The 20,130-nt window shown below is 43.3% G+C and carries 16 protein-coding genes and 1 tRNA gene; 9 read left to right on the top strand and 8 right to left on the bottom strand.

Annotated features, from left to right (window positions below; translation table 11 throughout):
* The first annotated feature begins 246 nt into the window (after window positions 1-246).
* Window positions 247-846 (top strand): cupin domain-containing protein, encoded by a 600-nt coding sequence (locus tag OQY15_RS19740; protein ID WP_265793648.1) that lies wholly within the window; start codon window positions 247-249, stop codon window positions 844-846.
* A gap of 52 nt (window positions 847-898) precedes the next feature.
* On the opposite strand, the gene OQY15_RS19735 is transcribed toward OQY15_RS19740, so the two are convergent.
* Window positions 899-1,537, bottom strand: coding sequence for a hypothetical protein (locus OQY15_RS19735; RefSeq protein WP_265793647.1), 639 nt, complete (start codon window positions 1,535-1,537; stop codon window positions 899-901).
* A 561-nt stretch (window positions 1,538-2,098) separates the two neighbouring features.
* Entirely contained in the window at window positions 2,099-2,989 is an 891-nt protein-coding gene (locus OQY15_RS19730; RefSeq protein WP_265793646.1) for a HEPN domain-containing protein, read from the bottom strand.
* Window positions 2,990-3,649: 660 nt separating this feature from the next.
* Here OQY15_RS19730 and OQY15_RS19725 point away from each other — a divergent pair.
* Window positions 3,650-5,080, top strand: a complete 1,431-nt coding sequence (locus tag OQY15_RS19725; protein WP_265793645.1) for an amidohydrolase family protein — start codon at window positions 3,650-3,652, stop codon at window positions 5,078-5,080.
* Window position 5,081: 1 nt separating this feature from the next.
* Here the strand turns inward: OQY15_RS19725 and OQY15_RS19720 are convergent, their stop codons facing one another.
* Complete coding sequence (locus tag OQY15_RS19720) at window positions 5,082-5,324, bottom strand: DUF3253 domain-containing protein (protein ID WP_265793644.1); 243 nt, start codon at window positions 5,322-5,324, stop codon at window positions 5,082-5,084.
* A gap of 177 nt (window positions 5,325-5,501) precedes the next feature.
* On the opposite strand from OQY15_RS19720, the gene OQY15_RS19715 reads away from it, so the two are divergent.
* Together OQY15_RS19715 and OQY15_RS19710 are read left to right on the top strand one after the other, a co-directional pair.
* Entirely contained in the window at window positions 5,502-6,539 is a 1,038-nt protein-coding gene (locus OQY15_RS19715) for an FAD:protein FMN transferase (RefSeq protein WP_265793643.1), read from the top strand.
* A gap of 2 nt (window positions 6,540-6,541) precedes the next feature.
* Window positions 6,542-7,768, top strand: coding sequence for a Gfo/Idh/MocA family oxidoreductase (locus OQY15_RS19710; protein ID WP_265793642.1), 1,227 nt, complete (start codon window positions 6,542-6,544; stop codon window positions 7,766-7,768).
* A gap of 54 nt (window positions 7,769-7,822) precedes the next feature.
* Here the strand turns inward: OQY15_RS19710 and OQY15_RS19705 are convergent, their stop codons facing one another.
* On the bottom strand, window positions 7,823-8,578 hold the full coding sequence (locus OQY15_RS19705; protein WP_265793641.1) for an alpha/beta hydrolase: 756 nt from the start codon (window positions 8,576-8,578) through the stop codon (window positions 7,823-7,825).
* Window positions 8,579-8,775: 197 nt separating this feature from the next.
* On the opposite strand from OQY15_RS19705, the gene OQY15_RS19700 reads away from it, so the two are divergent.
* The 5 genes from OQY15_RS19700 to OQY15_RS19680 all read left to right on the top strand — a co-directional run bounded on the left by OQY15_RS19700 (window position 8,776) and on the right by OQY15_RS19680 (window position 15,748).
* Window positions 8,776-9,621 carry a helix-turn-helix domain-containing protein gene (locus OQY15_RS19700; RefSeq protein ID WP_265793640.1) on the top strand — a complete coding sequence of 282 codons (846 nt, stop codon included), beginning with the start codon at window positions 8,776-8,778 and terminating at the stop codon, window positions 9,619-9,621.
* A 113-nt stretch (window positions 9,622-9,734) separates the two neighbouring features.
* Window positions 9,735-9,808, top strand: a tRNA-Asn gene (locus OQY15_RS19695).
* A 245-nt stretch (window positions 9,809-10,053) separates the two neighbouring features.
* Window positions 10,054-11,712: an RNA-binding domain-containing protein gene (locus OQY15_RS19690; RefSeq protein ID WP_265793639.1), complete on the top strand. Its 1,659-nt coding sequence runs from the start codon at window positions 10,054-10,056 to the stop codon at window positions 11,710-11,712.
* Between the two features lie 54 nt (window positions 11,713-11,766).
* Window positions 11,767-14,982, top strand: coding sequence for a two-component regulator propeller domain-containing protein (locus OQY15_RS19685; RefSeq protein ID WP_265793638.1), 3,216 nt, complete (start codon window positions 11,767-11,769; stop codon window positions 14,980-14,982).
* A complete protein-coding gene (locus OQY15_RS19680; RefSeq protein WP_265793637.1) occupies window positions 14,957-15,748 on the top strand; it encodes a response regulator in 792 nt (263 codons plus the stop codon). The genes OQY15_RS19685 and OQY15_RS19680 overlap by 26 nt, the downstream gene beginning before the upstream one ends.
* Here OQY15_RS19680 and OQY15_RS19675 read toward each other — a convergent pair.
* The 4 genes from OQY15_RS19675 to OQY15_RS19660 all read right to left on the bottom strand — a co-directional run bounded on the left by OQY15_RS19675 (window position 15,735) and on the right by OQY15_RS19660 (window position 20,114).
* Window positions 15,735-16,481, bottom strand: a complete 747-nt coding sequence (locus tag OQY15_RS19675; RefSeq protein WP_265793636.1) for a DUF1080 domain-containing protein — start codon at window positions 16,479-16,481, stop codon at window positions 15,735-15,737. The genes OQY15_RS19680 and OQY15_RS19675 overlap by 14 nt on opposite strands.
* 9 nt (window positions 16,482-16,490) lie before the next feature.
* On the bottom strand, window positions 16,491-17,531 hold the full coding sequence (locus tag OQY15_RS19670; protein ID WP_265793635.1) for a PmoA family protein: 1,041 nt from the start codon (window positions 17,529-17,531) through the stop codon (window positions 16,491-16,493).
* Between the two features lie 5 nt (window positions 17,532-17,536).
* The gene (locus OQY15_RS19665) at window positions 17,537-18,892 is read right to left on the bottom strand and encodes a Gfo/Idh/MocA family oxidoreductase (RefSeq protein ID WP_265793634.1); all 1,356 of its coding nucleotides are present in this window, start codon (window positions 18,890-18,892) and stop codon (window positions 17,537-17,539) included.
* 145 nt (window positions 18,893-19,037) lie between these two features.
* Window positions 19,038-20,114: a cellulase family glycosylhydrolase gene (locus OQY15_RS19660; protein WP_265793633.1), complete on the bottom strand. Its 1,077-nt coding sequence runs from the start codon at window positions 20,112-20,114 to the stop codon at window positions 19,038-19,040.
* Window positions 20,115-20,130 lie beyond the last annotated feature (16 nt).

Genomic DNA, 20,130 nt, shown 5'->3' with positions numbered 1-20,130 from the left:
CTGAGGGTGTAAAACTAATTATTTATTGTTTATAAGCGGTACGGGGGAGCTCAATATATTTCAGCGGAGCAGCCGGGGCGATCTTTAATTTTAAAAAAATAAAACATTTTGTTCAACTATTTTATTATAAATAATAAACGTAAAAGTATTATCTTTGAGAAATAATTGAATCTGCTTTTTTTTCTTTCTATTACAAAATATTACACAAATAAGTGGTAAGATGATTTAAACACAAGGAGGAAAACTATGGATTTAGCGATTTACATCGAAAGTGGCATATTGGAATTATTTGTTTTAGATCTGCTCAATGAAGCAGAACGGGCAGAAGTTCTGGATATGCTTGTCAAGTTTCCTGTCCTGAAGCAAGAAGTGCAGGAGATTGAATCTACACTTCATTTGTATGCAGATGCTCATGCCATTGAACCCTCAAAATCATTAAAGGCAAAAATTGAGACTTCCATTGCTGTTGCTGCACTGGAACAAAATATGGATATGAACCACCTGTCACTGATCAGTACCCATTCTGATTACCGCAACTGGTTGAGTCTGATTTCAAAAGAATTTCCGACAGCCTTTGAAGCAGAAGAGTATAAAGAAGTCCTGAGGGCTGAAGATGGGATTACCCAGGTGCTTGTTGTAACTTTAACGGATATCGATACCGAAACCCACGACGATGTGCATGAGAGCTTCCTGATTTTACGCGGGCAGTGTAAATGCACTGTTGGAGAGGAAGTGTTTTATTTAAACCCCGGGGGATTTACTCAAATTCCACTCAACGAAAATCATAAAGTAGAAATCACTTCTGCTGAGCCTGTAATGGCTATCGCGCAATATGTAGCGGTTTAATTTTCAGCTTCTTACCTATTTCAGGAATGATAACCTTCAAGCCATTCCTTTATCATATCTTTTCAATCATACTGATTAACATTTCCAGGCTTTTCCTTTTGGGTGCATTTTCCAGCCAACTTATCATCGCATTTAGATCAAACTTAGCGATATCTTCTTCCTCCATTCTGAGGTTCCCAAATATATAGTCCCTTGCTGACGACTGACTTCTTAAGGTTATGCCTGCTGTTGTAGCTATTTTATCACATAATGCTTTTTCAGGCGTTGCCATTATTGCTTGCTGATATTTAGACAGGCTCACAGTAGCAAGTCCAAATGCGTAATAAGGCAATGGCAGTTTAGTATAGGTATATAATCCAATATTGGTCTGAAATTTCCTGGATACTTTTGTAGTCATAGAAGTGACCGCAAATACCTTCTCTGGAATCAAGCCGTGATGAGCGAGCAGACTGTCCATTGAAAGATAGCTTGGTCCGAATATATGATTGGCAAGCACTGCCCTTTCAGGTCGTTCAGAGCCAAGGGATCGACCAGCTATATAAAGTCCTTTCTTGATCGGTTCGATCAGGCCGTCCACTTTTAAAGATAATATTTTATCATTTGGCCGTTTGTAGTCCTTCAGAATACTTGCCAAAAGTTGGTGGGTCAGCGGTTGATTTGATATTTCTCTTAGCGCTCTATGAATATCCATTGTAAAATATGATTAAGATAACCGATTCCATTTCGTTTATCTTGTATTAAAAACACATGAAATTTAATTATGCAAAATTTTAAGAATTTTGTATATTCACACAATAGCATGTGTGATTATCACACCCTCTCTAATAATAGGTAACTGAGTTTCCAACTCTTCCGGTTTTCCCACCCCTTGTTTGAAGTCTGCTGTGCCCGTATTCGGTCTTTGCTCGTACCTCACTCGTGTTTTGCAGGTTATTACATGGTCTTAATCTGGTACTAAAAATAGGCCAAGAGTATATTTAAAACGGGTTTTTGGCGGGTTTCCTACGGGTTTGGTACGGGTTTGGTACGGCAAATAGCCGTAGGAAACCCGTACCAAACCCGCTTGGATGCCCTTTGAAGTATATTTATGGTCTCTTTTTAGTATACCGTAATAACCCTGTAATATCGAACAATCTACGAGCGGGGTACGAGCCGGTACTAGTCCGTAACTAATCAAAATAAGATTAAATGAGGGGGAATTATGGCAGAACGCCATGAATTACGATTTCATTACTAATATAAGAAATTTAATTTAATTTACTTCATTCCCTAATCTTAGCTTTTTATAATCTTCCGCCTCTACCTCCAAACCAGCAATCTTATCCACACATAAAACCTCAGTCATTTCCAGGAAAGCAGAAACCTGGCTGTATAACTTTTCCGCATCGGATTGCGCTACAATAAAATCATCCCTGTAACGCGCCCCAGAATAACTCCTCAGCATCAGTTCAAACAACCTCCTGCCCTCCTCAGCTTCATTCAGAAAAACCCGGGAAAGTTCAGGAGAAAAGATATCACATAAATGAAGCAACCGTCTTAAATTATGGATATCTGACTTATAAGAAATATGAACACCAATTAAAGCGATGCAGCACTGTTCAACAACCTGATGAAGCATGAATATGCATAGATGATACTTACTCGTTCTGAGGCACTCTTTTGCGCTTTCCTGAAAACCTGAAGCTAAGGTGAGATGATGGCTGAAATGTTTGCTCGCTTTTGCTGCAGCACGTGTAGGAACATAGCCGGGCACCTGGAAAGACTTCAGCATCCGGTCAGAGCAGTATAACAACTCACCAAAATTGGAGACTGTGATAAAAAATCTGTTGTTCGCATTAATCTCTTCCCTGACCGCATCTTTCCCATGTACCAGGATAGTAATCATACCCTGACGGAAATGCTCGTTGACGTAATCCTGCACATGATGTTCAATTCTGGTTTCGTTTTCTAAGATCATCAACAGGTAATACCTGCAATGTTGCTGCGCAGCACTATCAATGAAGCAGCCTTGCTTGCTGCTCGATTCAAAGATCTTTCCAAAACAGTAGATGTATAGCGGCTTAAACTTTTCAGCGAGTACTTTGATAAATGCAGAGAAATGTTCCTGAGGGTGTTGATGATTTAATTGCAGTTCGGTATTCATGATTTTAGATTTGGTCAAAGCGCGGCCATAACGAGTATTTTCATCGTTAGGTCTTATCAGAAATTGGATAATTGGGAATACAATAAGTTCGTCACCTGATAGAAATCAGGGCAATAATCAATCAGGAGGTTTCAGGAAATAGAATTGCTGAACAGGGATGCTAAGGAAAGGAATGGATATGGCGGTTATTTCTAAGTTCTTCTTCATTGGATGCTATTGATTTAAATATTCAATAGAACCATGTACAAGAACTGAAGATATAGGTCCGGCAACAGGTCTTGTAGCTGACACTACCCGGTGAAAGCGGGGAATAGTAAACTATTCAGAACACTACAATAAGCTGCGCCGGACCTATATTTGCAAATATAGGTAAGCCCGGAGCTCTACTTACTCCTCGTGTTCTTAAATTTTCACATTTGTGTCAGCGAGGTTCTTAAATAGAACACCTCAATATTTTTGAGATGTAATAATAAATTTATGTTGTTTAATAAATAATTACATATGCTTTAGTTTTACAAAACAAATGTAATCACAAAGATTTAATTAAACAATAGAGAAATTAAATTACCCGCTGTCTCACTTTACACTAGCTTATCCAATCGCCAAATCCGGCAGTATTCATAAAATAAAACATTATCTTCATTGATCAGCCCAAACTCGATGAAATACAAGTTACTACACACCATTTTTGTACTCTGCTCTGTGATCCTGATTACCTGTGGCTGCAGCTCGTTAAACCAATCAGCTACGCATGAAACACAGCAACCGGTGATATATGCAATCAAAAATGTGAACATCATCACCATGACTGTAAAAAATCAGGTGCTCAAAAATAGTACTGTAGTCATCAGAGATAAAAAAATTCTGTCTGTTAACGAAAGTATCCCCGACAAAGCCAAAATCATTAACGGCAGCGGTAAATGGCTCCTTCCAGGTCTTAGCGATATGCATGTACATAATCTCGCTGATATTAATTTCAGCAAGGCTTACCCTACCAAAGGCGCAACACTGCTTGCCGACACTCAAAACTTTATGCTACTCTACATCTCCAATGGTGTGACCACAGTATTTGAGTTAAGCGCCCGCGTAGAGCATTTCGGACAAAGGAATGAGATTGTAAAAGGCAAGGTAATCGGTCCCAGGATTGCGCTGGCTTTTTTGATTGACGGAGGTTCCGGGTCAGGTAATATTGCGAACACGCCTTCTGAAGGGCGACAAACAGTGCGTATAGCAAAAGCTCAGGGATATGAATTTATCAAAGTGTACTCAGGCTTAAATATTGATACTTACAAAGCGATTATTGAAGAAGCGGCTCAACAAGGGATGAAGGTTGTTGGACACATTCCAAACGCTTTCAGAGGCAAAATAGAAGAAGCATTTGTGCCTCATTTTGATATGGTAGCCCATGCTGAAGAATATGCTAAAGAAAGTAAAGATTTTAGTGATACAGATGCAGAACGTTTTGCGCAGCTTGCTAAAACAAACGGCACCTGGTTGACCCCAACATTGACTACAATGGAAAGCATTGCCAGTCAGACGCACTCGCTGGATGGCATCCGCAACCTTCCCTACCCTAAATACGTTCACCCACTGATGCAGGATAAATGGCTTACAGCGAATAACTACAACCGGGAAACTGAGCCAAAACGTATCGCCCGTCTGAATCACATGACAAGCTTTAACCTTCGCCTGGTACAAGCCTTTAAAAAAGCAGGAGTCCCAATAGTTGCCGGAACCGATGCCGGTGTTTCCGGAGTTGTATGGGGATATTCTCTTCATGATGAGCTGGAGCTTTTGGTTAAAGCGGGTCTCAGCAATGAGGAAGCACTGGCCTCAGCCACGAGATTACCTGCCACATGGCTTGGTATCGCCGATAAAATCGGAACTGTTGAAACCGGAAAATTTGCAGATCTCGTTTTACTTGAAGCCAACCCTTTGGAAAATATCAAAAATACGAGAAAAATCTCCGGAGTGTTTGCAGATGGGAATTGGGTAAGTAAAGAAAAAATCAGCACCATGCTGAAGAACCTTGAACAATGGAACATTGAAAACAAGGATAGATTTCTATGGAAAAAGAGAAGTGATTATTGATTCACAAGATCTTAATGCGAATAGGTCCTTTAATCTGATTCAGGTCAACAGGTACACCTTTTTGTGTGATAACTACTTTACCCTGATGCTGCAGATCAATTGCCACATTTACTACATCTTTCATATGTGCCCGCCAGTCCTCTGGAAATAACATTCTTGCTATTTCAGACGGGCAGGTACTCTTATCAGGACCGCGGTCTGTGGCGACGGATACAATACTTGCTGATATATCTGGCTGCTGCATGTAGGATTTGACAAATAAAGCTGACCATTGTTTTAATGTCTTACCTCTTTTTCAAGCCCGGTCAAATCTCTTGAGACGAATCGACAAAAAAATGAATAGAATATGCCTTGTCTATTCTTTTATAGTAACTGTGATAAATCATATATTTACTAGAATGAACAAAAATTGCGGATATCAATGAGAGGCAGCAACTATTCAACAAAAATGATGGTGCTGGCCACATCTATGCTCAAGCTTAGCATATGTACCGCATGGATAATGCCCCGGCAAACACCTCCGCAGAGATTTGAGATTGATGGCTTTGCGCAGGGCACCACCTATCACATTGTATATTACGGCCTGGCAAAAACCATTACAAACAAACAAACCGATAGCTTGCTGAAAAGCCTGGACAGGTCAGTCTCCTTATATCTCCCCGGTTCACTGATCCGTCAGTTCAATGAGTCAGACAAAGGGATCAGTATTGATGAACCATTCCGTGTGCTGATCCGTAAAGCCCTGGAAATTAACAAAGCGACGGATGGAGTAGTTGATGTAACTGTTAAAAGCCTTGTAGATGCCTGGGGATTTGGCGTTAAGAAAGCTGCAGCCCCTCCCGGAGATGAAAAGATAAAACAGATCTTAACAAATGTTGGCCCTGAACAGATCTGGCTCAAGGGCAATTTTCTGCACAAAAAAAGTAAAGACGTACAAATAGACCTGAATGGCATCGCCCAGGGTTATTCTGCTGATTTGCTGGCGGCCCTGCTTGATCAGTCTGGCATCAATGATTATGTGGTAGAGATTGGCGGCGAACTTCGTATCAAAGGCAATAAACCAGGCAAAGAGCCCTTTAAGATAGGTATCGAAGCAATCGACGGAACTGATATGGCGCCCTCGCCCTTAAGAAAAGTCATTGCGCCAGGCCGCGGAGCTGTAACTACATCAGGAAATTACCGCAAGTATCTGGAAGCTAACGGAAAAAAGATATCACACATCATCAATCCTAAAACAGGTTATCCTGCCATCAATGAGATGATCAGCGTGACTGTCTGGGCAGAAGATGGAATTACCGCAGATGGCTACGACAACGGATTTATGGTAATGGGATTAAAAAAGACACTCCGCTTTCTGGAAAAAAGAACAGATATTGGAGCATATATTATTTATAAAAAAGAGAACGGCACAGTAGCGGATACGGTGACTACAGGATTTAAAGGCTACGATATAGATTGATCATGGAAAGAAGAACTTTTGTTAAAAATACAGGGCTGCTGGCCGGTGCATTATGGTTAAATAAGACTGATCTCTTTGCGAAAAGCCCCGGCCGTGTGATCAATATAGGGATCATAGGCTGCGGCGACAGAGGAAAGGGAATCATGAGGGTTATCGATGAGTTCCCCGAGAAGTATAACATCGTTGCCATCTGCGATGTACTGGATATGCGCCTGACGCAGGCACAAAAGTATGCCAAAAATCATCAGTACAGCCAGTACAAAGACCACCGTGCCCTACTGGAAAATAAAGAAATAGATGCAGTTATTGTTGCTGTACCACTTCACCTGCATTACCCTGTAGCGGTAGATGTGCTCAAAGCTGGTAAACACCTGTACCTGGAGAAAACCATGACGTATAATATTGACCAGGCGATGGATCTGGTAAAACTTGCAGAAAGCAGGCCTAAACAGATCGTGCAGATTGGTCATCAATACCGCTATTCTCCGCTCTATTACAGGGTTAAAGAAATGATCAGCAAGGGATACCTTGGCAAAGTGAGTCAGGTAGACTGCCGCTGGGACCGCAATGCCAACTGGAGACGGCCGGTGCCGGAACCTTCGCTGGAAAGACAGATCAACTGGAGGATGTACAAAGAATACTCTGGCGGCCTGGTCGCTGAGTTGTTATCACACCAGATAGATTTTATCAACTGGGCTTTTGACACTCACCCTGCAGAATTTCTGGCCACAGGAGGTATCGATGTGTTTAAGGACGGTCGCGAGACATTCGACAATGTGCAGGTGATGCTGCGCTACCCGGATCAGAACATGGTGGGCAATTTTGGAGCTACCTGCGGCAACAGCCGTGACGGTTACCTTTTCAAGATTAAAGGCACCAAGGGTACGGTGTCTTTATTAACCGATAAAGGGATGTTCTATCCCGAAAAGGTACAGCAGAAAGAGAAAGGTGTGGTGGATGGCGTAACAGGTGCTACCAAAATCACCTGGGATAAAGACGGCGGAACTCCTATCCTGCCTGATGCTACCAAGGATGGAACATGGTATGCATTAAATGATTTCTATGATAAGGTAAGCACAGGAACCTTACCTGATTCAAATATTTACACCGGTGCCAAGACTGCTATATGCGTTCACCTGGCCAATCAGGCATTGTACAACAATGAGATTGTACGCTGGAAAAAGGAATATCTGGTATTAGACCATGATATAAAGCAAAAGCATTCCTAACATAAAAAAAAGCGGCAGTCCATATGGATGCCGCTTTTTTTATATCAGGATTAGTTATTTCGCTGCAGTTGCTGCTTCTTCAATGATGCTGGTCACTTCTTTAGGGTGTGATAACATCACCACGTGACTGGCTTCAATCTCTGTTGTTTTAGCGTTACTTCTTTTTGCCATTAAGCGTTCCAGGTCAGGGTGTATCGCTTTATCGCTTTTGGCAACGATGTACCAGCTGGCTTTGGTTTTCCATGCTGGCTCACCACTTACCTCAGCAAATACACCTTGTGCAGCAGGCTCCTGGGTAGCAAAGATCATGTTTTGTTGTTTTTCTGACAGGTCCTGGGCAAAGACAGTTCTGACACCTTCGCGTGACAGATATAAGAATCCGTTTGAAGGCTCAAAGTATTTACTCAATGCAACTTCAGGCGCTTTGGTGGCTAAAGCAGGAATAGACTCTCCAAGTTCAGGTGCAAATGCTGCCACATAAACCAATCCTTTTACTTTAGGGTCGTTTCCCGCCTGGGTGATCACAAAGCCTCCCCATGAGTGTCCTACAAGGATCACGTCTCCTTTGGCATGAGCAATAGCATGTTTGGTTGCGGTGACATCATCCTGCAATGACGTGATTGGGTTTTGTACTGAGATTACAGGATAACCTTTAGCCTGCAGGGCACTGATCTGGTTAGACCATGATGAGCCATCAGCCCAAACACCATGCACAAAAACAATCGTTGGTTTTTCCGTTTGCTGGGCATACAGATTGAAACTACCTAATACGACTAATACGGCTACTGTTAAAAATTTTATCGTTTTCATTTTAAATATAATTTGTTGATTATTGATAGGTCAAATTTCCCTAATTTTAAGCTCCGGAAAAATGGATAATTTTCTCAAATGCTTGCCGAATTTTCCCCAACGACCAATGTGATAATCATATGACTTATGGAATAGTCATGTAAATGAGAAAGATGTAGCTTTGCAAATAATTTCATCAGAAGTAAATTTAGGTTCTCATGCACCTGGTACATATTTCCCCGAAAACTCAAGGTAAGCTCATATTTAATTATCAGGAGGCTTCTCCGGCCCACTTCTTTAGCGGGAGGAAAGACGATGAGTTTATGCTTACCATTAACCTGAATGGTGCAGAAGCACAGCAGATGACTATCAACGGTGTCTCTTACACATTTGAACCGTACGGACTTATTCCGCTGCTATCAGGCCAGATTTTCAGCTTTGAGAAACCGGAACTGATTACTTCCTGGCAATATAGCCGCAACTTTTACTGTTTAACGGACAGTTATTTTGAGATCAGCTGCCTCGGTATGCTTTTTCATGGCTACAGTGGCAACCTCTTTCTGAAGCTGGATGAAGAGCACCGCGAGAAGCTCCGGGTGCTGCAGCAGATGTTCATCGAAGAGTTTGAGACGGTAGATACGATCCAGACGGATATGCTGCAGATGTTGCTCAAACGTCTGGTGATCATCACGACGAGGCTGGCCAAGGAACAATATCTCAGTGGCAAAGTATATGAAGAAGATAAGTTTGACCTGATCAGGCAGTTTAATCTTCTGGTAGATCAGAACTATAACAGGGAGCATCAGGTGCAGTATTATGCCAGCCAGCTGAACAGATCACCCAAATCGCTGACGCGCATTTTTACGCAGTATGGTTACAGTCCGCCCTCATCCATGATACAGGACAGGATTATCATGGAAGCAAAAAGGTTGTTTTATTACACTAGTCTGTCTGCGAAGGAGATTGCCTTTGAACTTGGATTCAGTGATGCAGCACATTTCAGCCGCTTTTTCAAAAATGCCACACAGCAAAATCCGTCGGACCTGAGAAAGCTGCAGGCATAGTTTTAGTTATTTTTGAGATTAAATTTGACGGTTAAGTACAAAAGTCGTAACATTGCACCACCGAAAGCAAAAGGGCTTTAAAATCCTTGTTTTTTTGGTAATCCAGCAAGTACTCCTTCTTAGCTCAGCTGGTTAGAGCATCTGACTGTTAATCAGAGGGTCGCTGGTTCGAGCCCAGCAGAGGGAGCAAAATTTCAGAAAAAGCCTTACCATGTCCGGTAAGGCTTTTCTGTTTTTATACGATTATTTCTACTGCACTTTACGCTGCGCAACCATACCTCCGCACAAATATGACACCCTTTTCTTTGAGGCAAAAATATGCCATAATAACAACTTGTAAGTAATAGACGCAATTCTGAATTAACCTATTCTATTTTATGTTAAGTATTTTTGTTAATAGACCCTACAATCCAAAATAACAGATAATAAAATATGCCGCTACACATCAATATTCAAGAATTAATAGCAGGAAGAATCGTAGAAGATGAGCGAATAGAATACAAAAAAGGCTGGAATCCCGGTGCTGTTTACCGGAGTATTTGTGCCTTCGCAAATGACTTTGATGATATCGGTGGGGGATATATCATTATCGGCATGGAGGAAAAAAATGGAAGGCCGGTATTACCTATCCTTGGTGTCGATGACGATGAAATTGATAAAATTCAGAGGGATATGATTGGATTTAACAACCTGATCAATCCGGCGTACCATGCCAAAGTAAGCATTGAAGAATATGAGGGTAAGAAAATTATTGTCATTTGGGCCCTTAGCGGCAATTCCCGGCCTTATGAGGTACCAGATGAAATAAAGGCAAAGGACAAAAAGTATCACTACTATATTCGTATTATGGCCAATTCCGTAATAGCGAACAAAGAGCAACGGGAGGAATTGATTGCTCTTTCCAATAGAACCCCTTTCGATGACAGGGGAAATAGTAAAGCCAGCTTACATGATATTTCTTTCACTCTTTTAAAAGAGCACCTTCGGCAAACCAATAGTAAGCTGCTTGATTGGGTGGATGAACATACTAAAACTGAAGTGCTATCACAGATGGAACTTTTGAGTGGACCTCCTGAACTGGTACATCCCAGGAATATTGCGCTGATGCTTTTTACTGATGATCCGGAAGAGTATTTTCCAGGTACCAGAGTTGAAATTGTGAATTTTCCGAATGGTGCAGATGATCCGGAATTTTTCGAAGTACCGGCGATTATAGGGCCAATACCTAATCAGATTAGACAAACTCTACTCTACCTTAAAACAAATATTTTAAAGCAAAAGATCAAGAAAATTCCTGGCCAGGCTGAAAGTGTTAGAGTATGGAATTATCCTTATGAAGCTTTTGAAGAAGTAATTGCGAATGCATTGTATCACAGGGATTATCAGGAAAGTGAACCGGTTGAGGTGCGAATCTATCCTGATCATATTATAGTTATTAATTATGGAGGTCCTGATCGCAGTATAAAGCCATTGGCTTTCAAAAGTGGGACAATTATACCTAGGAGATATCGAAACAGGCGGCTTGGTGATTTTTTGAAAGAGTTGGATTTAACTGAAGGAAAGGCTACAGGTATTCCCCGTATAAAGAAAGCTATGAAGATGAATGGATCACCTGAACCAGTGTTTGATACCGATGATGGAAGAAGTTATTTCCAGGTTACGCTTTATATACAGCCAGAGTTTGCGGTTAATGCTAATTCCGTCAAAACAATTGAGGGAGCAAATACTAAAGCAATTGAGGGAGCAAATGCTCAAGCAAAAGTTGGTGAAGGAGTCTCAGGAGATCTTGCAGCAATGCCTCACGCATATATTAATCTTAATATTAAAGTAATAGAGGAGATAATTGAGGGAGCAATTGAGGGAGCTACGACAAGAACAAGAGGTAAGATTGCAAGAACATTAATGGCAATAATTGACCATGAAAATAAAAGGGTGCCTGAATATGTGAGGATAACGGGGTTCAATGCAAAGACACTAGAAAGATATATTAAACAGTTGCGTGTAGCAGGACTTATTGATTTTACAGACGGCGGTACTAAAACTGGAGGGTATTTTATCACCGACGCTTTAAAAGCCAGGATTAACGAATAATATAAAAATACACCGCTTAAAACGCTGTTTATTAATATATTTGAGTCTAACTAAATGATGAACTTTTTCCTGCGAACGGTATTTCTGTCTTTACTGATGGCTGCCAGGCTATATTCATGCCAGGGGCAACCCTATTATTTTAAGCACTATCAGGTGGATGATGGTCTGGTGCACAATTCAGTAACATCAATACTTCAGGACAGCAAAGGGCTGATGTGGATCGGCACCCGCGGCGGACTAAACTGCTTCGACGGATACACGTTTAAGACGATAAAAAACAAGGGAAACAAACTTGGCGACATCGGCAACAATGTCATTACCGGCATCAGGGAAGACCGAAACGGGATATTATGGATAGGGAGCGGCGAAGGTTTGTTCAGATACGATCCCTACAGGGAAATACTTACGCTGATAGAAAAAGTCCCGCAAACTTATATCGAAAGTCTGGTCATAGATGCAGACGATAACATGTGGTTCCTGTCAGAGCATTCACTGTATAGATACATACAGCGGCAGGATAAGATTGAGAAACTGAAAATATCGGGTAACTGTGTAGCGATTGATCATCACAGGAACATCTGGGTAGGAAGTGCTGATGGGATGGCCAGCATCTACTCGCCGTTTAACCATGCCCTGCGGACAGTACGCATCGTTGATGAAAGTGTATCCCCAAAAATGCGGTCTATCAATACTTTATTTCCCCTGGATGGCGACCGGATGCTGGTGGGCTGCTTTACGCAGGGACTAAAACTTCATGATGTCAAATCAGGAAGAACCCGCTCCATCTCATTGAGTGGCAGGGCAGACAGCAATATTTATGTCAGGAATATCACTGCTGCAGGAAAACAGGAATTTTGGATATCTACAGAGTCGGGAATCTACATTTATGATCTGGCTGCAAACACCAGTAACAACATCCGCAAAGTTGCTGGCGACCCCTACTCTATTGCTGACAATGCTGTGTACACTGCCTGCAAGGACAACCAGGGCGGAATGTGGATAGGAACTTTTTTTGGCGGACTCAACTATTACTCCAAGGACAACGCCAGATTTGAGAAGTACCTGCAGCTGGGCAAAAACTCTATTTCCGGGAATGCCGTGCGTGAAATCCGTCCTGACAACAAGGGCAACCTGTGGATTGGGACCGAAGATGCAGGATTGAATAAATTCAATATACAGACAGGCAAGTTCAGTCACTATACGGCTACAGGAAAAAAAGATGATTTGTCTTATCCTAACATTCATGGTATACTCGCTGTTGGTAATGACTTATTTGTTGGCCCTTTCTTCCATGGGATGGATATCATGGATCTGCGCACGGGGAAAGTTAAGACCCGCTTTAAATTTATTGGCGATAAGGATGATAACAAGAGCGACTTTGTCCTGTGTTTTTACCTGACAAAAGATAGTACTTTACTGGTAGGCACGATTTACAATGGCGCCGGGCTGTTTGCCTATAACAGGAAAGCAAAAACCTTCAAAAGGATTAAACATATACCCTACGAATCTTACGTGCTGCACATTCTTGAAGATGACAAGGGTAACATCTGGACGGGCAGTATGAACCAGGGAGCTTATTATTACAATCCTAAAACGGGAATTAAAGGAAACATCCGGTTTGGCGACCAGCTGAGCAAGCATTCTACCAACGATGTTTCTGTACGGTACATCCTGCAGGATAGTGACCATCACATGTGGTTTGCTACCGGTGGTGGCGGACTGATCAAACTGAGTCCCGACTTCAAGACTTTTAAAAAGTTTACTACAGCAGATGGCCTGCCCAGCAATATGATCTTCTGTATGCTGGAAGATAATTCCAAACACCTTTGGGTAAGTACCCTCCGGGGATTGGTATGCCTGGATCTGAAGACCGAAAAGTTTAAAACTTACACCAAGTCTAACGGTCTGATTACCGACCAGTTTAACTATAACTCCGCCTATAAGGACCCCAATGGGAAGATGTATTTTGGAACGGTTAAAGGGATGATTGCCTTTGACCCGGCCGCCTTTTCGCATCAGGAACCCTCGCCCCCAACTTATATTACGGGTTTTCAGATCAATAATAAGGAGATTATGCCAGGGGATAAATCAGGTCCTTTAGCTAAATCCATTTTGTATACAGATACAATTACCCTCAAATACGATCAGAGTAATTTCAATATAGAATTTGCGGCGTTAAACTATTCCTCGCCACAGGTAACGCGGTACAAATACCTGATGAAAGGATTGGACCAACAATGGACCTACCTGAAAAGCAATCGTAAAGCCTATTTCACAGATCTCTCTCCAGGTGAATATACCTTTTTGGTGCAGGCAGAAAGTAACGTAGGCAGCTGGACGGGCAAACAGCGCAGCCTCTTTATCAGGGTACTGCCGCCCTTCTGGAAAAGCACCGCTGCGTATGTGGTCTATCTGCTGATCAGCGGACTGAGCCTTTACCTTTCTGTACGGTACTATCACCGCTACCTGGAGCGCAGAAATATGAACAAACTGCGACTGTTTGAGCATGAAAAGGAAAAGGAGATTTATCAGGCAAAAATTGAGTTCTTCACGAACATCGCCCATGAAATACAAACTCCCCTGACGCTGATCGTTGGTCCGGTGGAGCTGCTGATCAGCAAGACAATGGAACATCCTGGCATCAGAAAAAGCTTGCTGATGGTGGAAAAGAATGCGCGGCGACTGGCGGAGCTGACCACACAGCTGCTGGATTTCCGCAAAACGGAGTCGCACCAGTTTGGCCTCAGTTTTGTAAAAACCAACATGACCGCTTTGATCAGCGAACAGGTTGACATCTTCAGGCAACAGGCGCTGAAAGACGGCATTGAACTGAACCTTGAGCTCCCCCCTACAACTGTGGCGGCTTTCGTAGACCGGGAAGCATCGATTAAAATATCCGGCAACCTGATTTCGAATGCTATTAAATATGCCGCTACCACAGTAACGGTAAGCATAGCACCCTTCAGCATTGCTGATGATCACTTTACCATCAGGTTTAGTAACGATGGAAAGGGTATACCAGACGAGTTTGCCGAGAAAATATTTGAGCCCTTTTTCAGGTTAAGGGGAACGAACAAACCCGGAACAGGCATCGGGCTTGCACTGGCAAGATCACTGGCAGAATTACATAATGGCTCACTCAGGTTAGTAAGGAACAACAGTAAGATCACCGTTTTTGAATTGCGCTTACCTGTGCATCAAAGGATTGAATTTAAATTAAGTAGTTGGAAAAAGATAAATAATCATGACAGACAGCATATTAATCATTGATGATAACGAAGATATCCTGGAATTTTTGACTGAGGTTCTGGCAGATCATTATACACTCCATCTGGCTGCGGATGGCGAGCAAGCACTCAGCATCCTATCTGCCGAGGTGATCAGCCTGGTAATATCGGACATCATGATGCCCGGTATAGATGGCTTTGAGCTCTGCCGCCAGCTGAAGTCAAATGTAGATTACTGCCATATCCCTATCATTCTGCTGACCTCCAAGAACACTTATAATGCCCATATTGAAGGTTTGGAAGTGGGTGCCGATGCCTATATTCAGAAACCATTTTCGCCACACCTCCTGCAGCATCAGATAGCGAACCTGCTTAAAAACCGTTTGAAGATCAAAGATCATTTTGCAAGTTCGCCATTTGAGGATGTGAGGGTGATGGCCCATTCCAAAACGGATGAGGCCTTCCTGAAGAGACTGGATGAATATATCCGCAAGAACCTGCGCGATGGTAATATGGATATCGATAAGCTGTCTGACCATATGAATATGAGCCGCCCTACATTTTACCGTAAGGTGAAGTCCCTTTCTTCGCTGTCGCCGAAAGAACTGATAGACCTCACCCGACTAAAAAAGGCGGCCAAACTCATTGCACAGAACGAATTTACGCTGTTTGAGATCGCAAAAACTGTTGGATACAGCTCCCAGAGTCTCTTTACGCGTAACTTTCAAAAGTATTTTAAGGTTACACCTGTGGAGTATATCCAAACCCTGCGCAATAAGTCATCCAGGGATGAACTTAAAGCGTTTTGATCTTGATATTGCGGTAGCTCACTTCATTACCGTGGTCCTGCAGGAGGATGTGCCCTTTATCGGCTTCGCCAAAGTCTTTCCACACTTTGTGCTTGCTCATTTTAACCAGCTCACGGTATTCCGGAGATTTACGTTCATACTCCAGCACTTTCACTCCGTTTAACCAATGCTCTACATGGTTATTGGGATATACGATTACCTTGCCCGTGTTCCACTCGCCGATAGGTTTTACTGCACCGGCTTTGGTTGATGTTTTTAAGTCGTACAGAGAGGCCAGCGTACGGTTACCATCGCGACCCAGTTTGGCATCTGGATGCACATCATCATCAAGCACCTGATATTCCAGTCCGATAGCAGAAGCACCGGAGTTTTCTTTCATGGTCACAAAGTATTTTACGCCACTGTTAGCACCCCTGGTGAGTTTGAAATCAAAGTTCAGTTCAAATGCGCCATACTCACCTACGGTGATAATATCACCGGCATTTTGTGATTCTTTACCATCAGATGATTGTATGGTTAGTAAGCCGTCTTTGATGATCCATCCATTTGCTCCTGTAGGGAAACTGGATGATTTTGCACTGCGCCAGCCTTTACTGGTCTTGCCGTCAAAAAGAAGTTTCCAGCCCTCCTTTTTCTCTTTTGGAGTAAGGGTATTTACTTGTGCCTGTGCAGCACTGGTTACGCCCATAAATAAGAGCACAACAGATATTTTATACAGAGATTTTAAGTTCATGTGTTGTTTTTATTTTTTGGCAAAGCTGCCCGCCAGCGTATTGAGTTGTGCCGGACTAAGCGCTGCGCTGCCGTTGTTAATTACTACGCGATACCTGAAAGTGACAGACTCGCCCTTTTTTAAGCTGAGGTTTTTGGCAGAAGCGCCATTGGTAAATTGTTTTTCGCCGAGAGGGTTGGCAGCAAACAGTCCATAACCTCTGGCATGCCAGAAAGTTGGATAGTTAGGGTTTTTAGGGTGGTCGATCATCGCCACGCTCACAGAATCTGTACCCATCTTGCCGTGGATCATGCACCATACGCCGCGGGTGCTCCACACGGCATCGCCTGTTTTGCCCTCACTGCTCAGGTAATTTCCTGTAGGCACTTTGTCCGTTCCTCCTTTTACTATGGTTTCAATCCCTTTGCTGTCTTTAAACTTCTCATCTTTTGTAGTCGGTATTTGCAGTTCATGGGCAAGCCTTAAACCCAGCATGCCATCCTTTGCATCGGTAAATAAGGCATCCTGCACTGCTTTAAGGGTAGTTACACGGTCAATGATACGCTGACTGCCGTTGCCGCTAAACTCAAAGCGGGTATTTTCTTCGAGTATCACTTCCTTTGCCTGATTGGTCCAGTTGGCATGGTAGGCCAGTATACCGGTTTTACCATCCTTAACTTCCGTAATTTTGTCGGTACGTATCCAGCCATATTGCGCTTTTCTGCTGGCAGGGATGGCGAATGAGTTGTTCCAGAAATCCAGTCCGTTGAGGTTCTCAAAGTTAAACCACAACCCTATATGATGCGGATGGTCTGTAGGATCATCTGCCTTTGGGTTAAGCGGAAAGCCCCGCGTAACAACTGTTCCCCCGGCGGTGGTAAGTGGGTAGAGCACCGGTTTTTCCAGCGTATCAGGGTACATCAGCGTGCTGAAAGGTTTACCCCCGATCAGGATATCCACCTTTTTCTGCTGCTCAGATTTTTTGAACGTCACTGTCTCCTGCTGCGCAATAGCGGCAGTAGAGAGTGCGGCTACCAGCGCCACACTACCAAAGATTTTAAGCTTGATCATCGTTATCAGTATTTAAATACCTTACCATTAGCCATTACTTCCTGAGTTTTTTCATCAAATGTTGCTTTTGCACCGGTATGTGCTGCAGCTGTAGTCATGATATTGGCAATACTATGGCTGTAGCCGGCTTCAACAGGAGCATTTGGCTGCTTGCGGCTGCGGATACACTCCATCCAGTTACGTACGTGATTGGAAGTAAGCTTATCCCCGCCGGTATTGGCAGATGCTACTACCTGTTCAGAATTGTCGAGACTCAGCTCTGGCAGCAGGTTGGCTTTCATATTCATTGCGGCGGCCATCTTCTCCGTTAAACCACCTTTTGGGGATATTTTATTGGTGATCAGGTTGAGCTCGCCACCATTAGAATAGTAGATTTCTGCAGGGCGCTCATCGCCGTTATGCATACGTGATCCAAATGTAACCTGGAAACCCTGTGACAGATCATCCTGCGGCCCGTAGTCGAACGCAGCCAGTATGGTATCCCAGTTGCGGCGGCCATCTTTCCATTGGTAGATACCACCGTTGGCAACCACACTCCGCGGGTGTTTTAAACCCGTAAACCAGTGTACAGTATCGATCTGATGGCTCATCCACTGACCCGGCAAACCTGATGAATATGGCCAGAACAGGCGATATTCCAGGTAAATCCTTGGATCAAATTTTTCGTATGGGCGGTTGCCGAGGAAACGTTTCCAGTCGGTATCCTGCTCCTTTAAAACATTGAGCAGTTCAGGGCGGCGCCAGCGTCCCGGCTGGTTGACGTTCCAGGTAAGTTCTACCATGGTGATAGGCCCGAACTTACCCGATTTAATAAAGTCGTACGCAGCGTGGTAGTTGGTACCACTGCGGCGCTGTGATCCGATCTGAACAATCTTTCCGGTTTCCTTTACTGCTTTCAGGGCGGCTTTATTGTCCTCCATAGTTTCAGCAAAAGGCTTTTCCACATAGGCATCACAGCCTGCTCTTACTGCCTCTATGGTGTGCTGGGCATGCTGAAAATCGGCAGTACCGATAAATACCGCATCAACACTTTTACTGTTATACAACTCTTCGTTATTGCGGTACGCCTTGACGTTGTTCTGCATCTTCTCTTTCCACATGGCAGCACCTTCATCGCGGCGCTTTTTCCAGATATCTGATACAGCTACTACTTCAAAATTGAGCTCTTTGTAATGGTTCATGAAACAAGGCATATGCGAACTGCGGTGACGGTCTGAGAAACCTACCACCCCCACTTGTACACGATCGTTTGCGCCAATAATCCGCTTATAGCTTTTAGCGCTCCAGCTGGTTTTTGGAAGCATTAAGCTGAGTCCGGCGATGGATGCCTGTGTAATGAATTTACGACGAGAATTTTCCATTTGTTCAATAAGGTTAATTTGGTTACAGGATTATTTGGTTATGGCCTTTAAGGGAAGGTCTACTGAGCTAAATATCGTTATTATATGTAAACAATTTACAACCTAAAGCAATTTAGCGTCAATGCCTTACAAATATTACACAAGACTATTTCCCTGTTTCTTTTTTGATGGCCTCAATTTCATCGGTTTTGTATGGAGTTCCGTCTTTACGGAAAACATCATGGAACCATAACTTAGGCTCGCCACCATCAGCCATTGGCGTATCCCAGGCGTAGATCGTATTGCTCTTTCCTGCTACCAGGCCCCAGTTGATGGCACCAACATTCTCTTTTTTGAGCATCGGCAGCACGTTGCTGAAAAGACTGTTGTTACGGCGTGCCATGTACTCCGTACAGATCAGCGGGCGGCCATGTGATTTTAATACCTCCAATGTACGCTGGTGTTCTGCCGGAGCTTCATACTGGTGGTAAGTGATCACATCTGAGTTGAGCGCCTGCAGAGAGTTCAGTTCTGTAAGGTCCCATTTCCATAATCCTACAGATATCGGCTGTACATGTTTGGTATCACGCGCCCATTCAAAAACCTTAGTGAGCAGGCCGATAGACTCATTTCCTTTTTTGGAATTACCCGGCTCATTGTAGAGGTCCCAGAGCAGAATACGTTTATCCTGACCGAAAGTGTTCATGATATCTTTTACATAAGCGGAAAGCGTTGCAAAATCTTTGGCCTCAGTAATCGGGCGTCCCGGATCCTGTGCCCATCCGGAGTTGTGCACTCCTGTTTTCGGCTCAGGCTGTTTGCCTGTTTTCGGGTTTGGGTTCCAGCAGTCGTCAAAGAATACCAGAATCGTTTTGATATGGTGTTTATCAGCAATAGCCAGGTATTGGTCTACACGTTTTTTGAAACCTGCAGGGTCCTGCTGATAAGCCAGGCTATGCAGGAAGACGCGCATGGCGTTGAACCCTATACCCTCGGCCCAGCCCAGTTCTTTATCGATCGTTTTAGGATCAAAAGTTGAGGCCTGCCACATTTCCAGCTGGTTGATAGCTGTGCTGGGAAGGAAGTTGGCTCCTGATACCCAGCCATTTTCTTTTTGCCATGCCGCGGCCTGCTCAAGCGTCCAGCGGGGCGAAGTTTGTTTGCTTTCGGTTGTCTGTGCCTGTGTAGAAAGCGAGAGTGCACACAGGATCACGCAAAGGAATCGGTTCGTTTTTGTCATCATAGTTTATTCAATTGTG

The sequence above is a fragment of the Pedobacter sp. MC2016-15 genome (assembly GCF_026239695.1).
In the GTDB taxonomy this organism is placed as follows: Bacteria; Bacteroidota; Bacteroidia; order Sphingobacteriales; family Sphingobacteriaceae; genus Pedobacter.
The sequence above is the reverse complement of the archived record's forward strand: the minus strand, read 5'-3'. Positions and strand labels throughout refer to the sequence as shown.